This window comes from Moorena sp. SIO2C4 (genome assembly GCF_010672485.1).
GTDB classification, from domain to species: Bacteria; Cyanobacteriota; Cyanobacteriia; order Cyanobacteriales; family Coleofasciculaceae; genus Moorena; species Moorena producens.
This window is the reverse complement of sequence record NZ_JAAHGN010000619.1, coordinates 1-4,431: the sequence shown is the minus strand read 5'-3', so window position 1 is coordinate 4,431 and position 4,431 is coordinate 1. Positions and strand designations below refer to the sequence as shown.

Here is a 4,431-nt window from a genome sequence, read left to right as displayed (position 1 = left end):
TCAACAAAGCGTGAAGAGGCGGAAAATGACGCTAGCCCTTGGGTGGTGCGTTACGGGGCGGGCTGCCCCAACACTGGCTACGAGGTTGAACATGAGGGCAAGCCCGCCCCTAACGCACCCTACGCACCCTACGCAACTTTCCCCTATTGCCTATTGCCTATTGCCTATTGCCTTTTTCGGCAATTCGTGTGTTTACAACCGAGATACAAACGCGCTTATAGCATTTTCAGTTAAGTTTTGAAAACGCGATCGCATGTCCAACATACCAGGGAATATTGGGATAAGCTGGTTCCAGGGGCATGATTTTATATCCTAGAGAGTCAATAAAAATCTCAATGGTTTGATTCTTCAGTTTAAAGGACTCTTGATTACCATCATCTACTTCATAAATCAGGATGGGCTGATACTCTTTAATAGTTTGGATCATCCCCCTTAAAACATTAATTTCTGCTCCTTCCACATCAATTTTCACGACCGTTGGGGGTTTCAAAGTCTTTTGGGACACCAAATCATCAATACACACAAGGTCAACTGTCATTTCACCCCTGAGATCTGGAGGTGTACCCGCTGTAGCTAAAGTAGCTCCCCCTGAATGATGGGCCAGCAACAATTCTCCGGTTCCGGTTGATTCAGAAACGGCTTGTGGGAAAACAGTAACATTGGAGAAGCTATTAAGCTCGACATTCCGTCGAATAATGTCAGCATTGTTTGGGACTGGCTCAAAAGCATAAACCTGTCCAGATGGCCCAACTAGCTTCGCAGCAATAATAGTAAAAAATCCAATATTAGCACCGATATCATAGAAGATATGATCACGGTTTAAGCAGCTTGCTAAAGCGTTCTGAAGTGGAAGTTCATAGGTACCACGTGCAAAATCAGGATTAGAACCATCCCCATGGAATTTTAGTCCTGCACCTACTCCATGGTTAAGGGTTACCTGTTGATTGCTTAAATTCATGACTCTACACCTTTGCTACAAAGTTTTGAAATACACTTCCTGTATCGTTGCCCCATTCCCAGTTAGCAACAATCCCAACTCGATTAATTCTAAGACGCGCCGCATCTGGATAAACATCTGTCAGGGCACGATACAATACTGGCTCATCATTGATGAATATCATGTAATTCATGCCATCAAAAACCATGCGGAGCCGATGAGAGACACCCCAGGAAATGCGTTTACCCACATTTGTCCAGACAGCATCAAATAATTCTTCAAAGCCATTGAGATAGAAAAAGGAAGACATTGAAGCACCACCGTAACAGTCATCTAACCAGTTATTGATAGTGATATAATTGTCATCATCTTGCCAAAAGATAAACCCTCCACGACCTTTTTCTCCCTGTCCTCGTCTAGTTCCAGGGGGAGTAATGTCTACCTGTAAATCCGCTATTTCTGGCTGATCCCAATCAATGGTGTAGGCAGTGCGACCTGGATTAGGATGCTTAGCATCAGCTTGGACTTTGGCTGTACTATTCCCAGTCAGCTTAATTACCCCTAGCCCAATATTCCGATGCCAGACTTTGCTACCACTAGTGGTGGTTTTTCCCATCAAGTCCCCAGCTGCACCAGCAAAATCTTCAGTGATAGCTATTTCGGTACCCTCTACTACCCAAGGGGAGCCTAGGTCAAGTTCGGAAGGAATAGGGATAGTGCGTGGGTGAGCCTCAAAGGAGCGAAAATACAGACTATTATTAGGGTTAATCCCACCAATGCCAACACCGGTAGCGTTTTGCAGGCGGGTATCTGTAAAGCACTTGTTAAAGACTAACTGGCCATTGAGGTACAGGCTGAAGGTCTTACCATCATCTAATATCTGTAAAGAGTTGATCGCTCTTGGCTGTAAATACCATAGATCGCTCACAGCTAAACATTCCCAGCTATCATGGTCTTGAATCATAAGTTGACATTTCTCCCCGTCTGCTAGGAAACTCCAGAATTGGTTTTTATCCTGAACACGCCACACAATGCGGACTCCAGTTATCTGAGTAGAGGTTTCCACCAGCAAATGGATTAGCCCAGAGGGTGTGGGACACTCCAACATAGCGAGGCTATCCGGTTGAGTGGCTCTAGCACCATCAGCTGTTAACTCATAACTTCCTTGAGAGACACTCCAGAAACCACCCTTGTCCGCTTCAGCACCATCTAGCAAACCATCACCAATCAGGTCATCTGCTGCGTGAGCTGTACCGTACCAGGTGGCGATGTCTGAAATTTCGGCTACATTAGCGCCATAGATTCGCGTATCGACTTCAAAACCATTCTGTCCCAAAATACTTTGGTATACACCAGCATATACTGTGGCATCATCATTGAAAGGATCAATAGCAATGGGACGCATGTTAGGGTAAGCCGCAAGACCATGAGCATTAGGAACAGAAGCAGCATAATAGGCAGCTCCCTTTTCCCGCAAAACCACGATGTAATAAACCTGGAGATTTTGTAAGCCCCTAAATGCTGAGAGTAGATACCCCCCCAAGCGAGTCCACAACTCTCCATTTTCTGTCCCAGTGGCATGAACAATAAAGGCATTTCCCTCTGCAGTCGCGTCAACAGGAACTTCCCTGGGGAACCAACCCACTGCCAGATTCTCATCAATATTTGGCAATTTAAATGGTTTGAAATATTTGGAAATTCTGGAGGTACTACGAATCCACCATAGGAGCTTTCGCAGCATCCTGCTTTTTCCCTGACTGGAAGTCCAACGCAGAAGTCGTTTAGCCGGTTTATCTGTCTCAGGACCAATCATCCACCGATGAAGTCGTTCTGTTAGGGGTTCAATCCTTTCGGTCTGGGATGTATTATGACCATTGCTCAGAAACACTCCAAAGGCCAGTCCATTGGTACGGGTGTACGGACCATACGCAATCCCCTGTCTGCCCCACGCAGGTTTTAGCAGGGGCTGGAGACGTAATGCGCCATTGTCAATCCCAATCAGCTTTTCGACATCTATACCCTTACGAACTGCACCACTGGAACTTTTAGTACCAATGGTTTTACCTGCACAACAGTTGTCTGAGAATGAGTCTGTGAAGGATTTGTTTACTAAATTTTCTGGTGGATTTAATTGTTGCATATTCTTACTTAATGTTTATATAGTGTTGTTTAATATCTATTTATGAATTTTATATTTGATAGATGATAGCTGACATTGTCAAGATTAACAAAAAATCAAATGGATATATGATGTCCCATATATCCAGAACTGATATGACTGATAAAAATCTTGAACACTCTTGTTACTTATGATTTCATTATTATCTTAAATGAAGTTGCCAAATTGGCTAATTTATCGCTAGCGATGCAGCGCGGTCTTGGGGGTTTCCACGGGGCTTACAAGGTGCGGACGCAGGTTCCGCACACAGCCCCTCCCCATGAGCGACTGCATCAATACTCTTCAGAATTATGAGTCAAACTATATCGACGAAATAATTCATATTTTTTAAAAAAGCAGTCTAAAAACTCCCCTTCTGACACATCCCTCAGGGTTAGCCAGCGTGGATGAGCAATGAGTTGTTTCATTTGAGATTGATGTTGGTCTAGGGCAGTACGTTTGATATCAAAAACATCACCAATATAGACAGATAATCTAAAATCATTCAGTAAGCGAAACCCTGACATCATAGTTTTTTTAAAAAAAGATACCAGGTTTGGTTTACTCCCTTCGACCCTTGTCCAGGGCCAGTGATTCCAGAACCATATAGGATACTCATAAACTGTCACATCAAATTTAATTGTTTTGAGTGCAGCTACGACAATTTCATTGGTAGCATTATGGTCAGATACCCCATCGTTGTAGTAGGGAATAAAAATTTCTTCAGGAAGATAGTTAAGAATAATTTTGGCGACGTTATGGATAGCCAAATTTCGGGTTTTATCTAATGTTCCATCTTTGAATTCCAAAAAGCTGACATCATGCTTTTGCAGACCAAGTTTTTGAGCTGCTGCCAAGGCTTCATTAGCACGTATTGATTTTACCTGATTTTCTGGAATCAGATGAGCATGAGATTGACATCCATCTGTCATAAAAACAATTTTTACATCGGCTCCGGCTTGCTTTTTACGGATAATTGTTCCACCACAACCAAGGGTTTCATCATCCTGATGGGGTGAAAATATAATCGCCGAGCGTCTTAGATTATTTCTGTCATACTCAACTCTAGTACTATGGATTAGAAAACGATAAAACTGGCGTACTAGAGTTTGTAAGGATAATTTATTGTTCATTTTTAACTTGTCACGTGTCACTATTCCCTGAGCCGAAGTTCAATACTTCTGTCTTTTACTTTCAAATAAGGCGTTGCTGATTCTGAGTATGATTGTGCCCCCATAGGGCGTGTTTTCAAAGTTTTCCGCAAGATTATGATCCACCACAGCACCCCTTAATAAGGGGGGAGCCATACTCAAAGTCCCCCTTTTTTAAGGGGGAT

Annotated in this window: 4 protein-coding genes; 1 reads left to right on the top strand and 3 read right to left on the bottom strand. The window is 43.2% G+C overall.

Going from position 1 to position 4,431, the window contains the following annotated elements; all coding sequences use genetic code 11:
- Positions 1 to 234, top strand: a 234-nt coding sequence (locus tag F6K20_RS25765; RefSeq protein ID WP_287296539.1) for a hypothetical protein, incomplete at its 5' end; no start/stop codon positions are given.
- On the opposite strand, the gene F6K20_RS25760 is transcribed toward F6K20_RS25765, so the two are convergent.
- The 3 genes from F6K20_RS25760 to F6K20_RS25750 all read right to left on the bottom strand — a co-directional run bounded on the left by F6K20_RS25760 (position 227) and on the right by F6K20_RS25750 (position 4,228).
- Positions 227 to 958, bottom strand: a complete 732-nt coding sequence (locus F6K20_RS25760) for an FkbM family methyltransferase (protein ID WP_287296538.1) — start codon at positions 956 to 958, stop codon at positions 227 to 229. The two genes, F6K20_RS25765 and F6K20_RS25760, sit on opposite strands and share 8 nt — an antisense overlap.
- A gap of 4 nt (positions 959 to 962) precedes the next feature.
- Complete coding sequence (locus F6K20_RS25755) at positions 963 to 3,077, bottom strand: nucleotide-binding protein (protein ID WP_287296536.1); 2,115 nt, start codon at positions 3,075 to 3,077, stop codon at positions 963 to 965.
- 311 nt (positions 3,078 to 3,388) lie between these two features.
- On the bottom strand, positions 3,389 to 4,228 hold the full coding sequence (locus F6K20_RS25750) for a PIG-L deacetylase family protein (RefSeq protein WP_287296534.1): 840 nt from the start codon (positions 4,226 to 4,228) through the stop codon (positions 3,389 to 3,391).
- Positions 4,229 to 4,431: the final 203 nt, after the last annotated feature.

Bases quoted from the DNA above. Each gene is read 5' to 3' on its own strand.
- F6K20_RS25760 (WP_287296538.1), bottom strand. From the start codon at position 958: ATGAATTTAAGCAATCAACAGGTAACCCTTAACCATGGAGTAGGTGCA.
- F6K20_RS25755 (WP_287296536.1), bottom strand. From the start codon at position 3,077: ATGCAACAATTAAATCCACCAGAAAATTTAGTAAACAAATCCTTCACA.
- F6K20_RS25750 (WP_287296534.1), bottom strand. From the start codon at position 4,228: ATGAACAATAAATTATCCTTACAAACTCTAGTACGCCAGTTTTATCGT.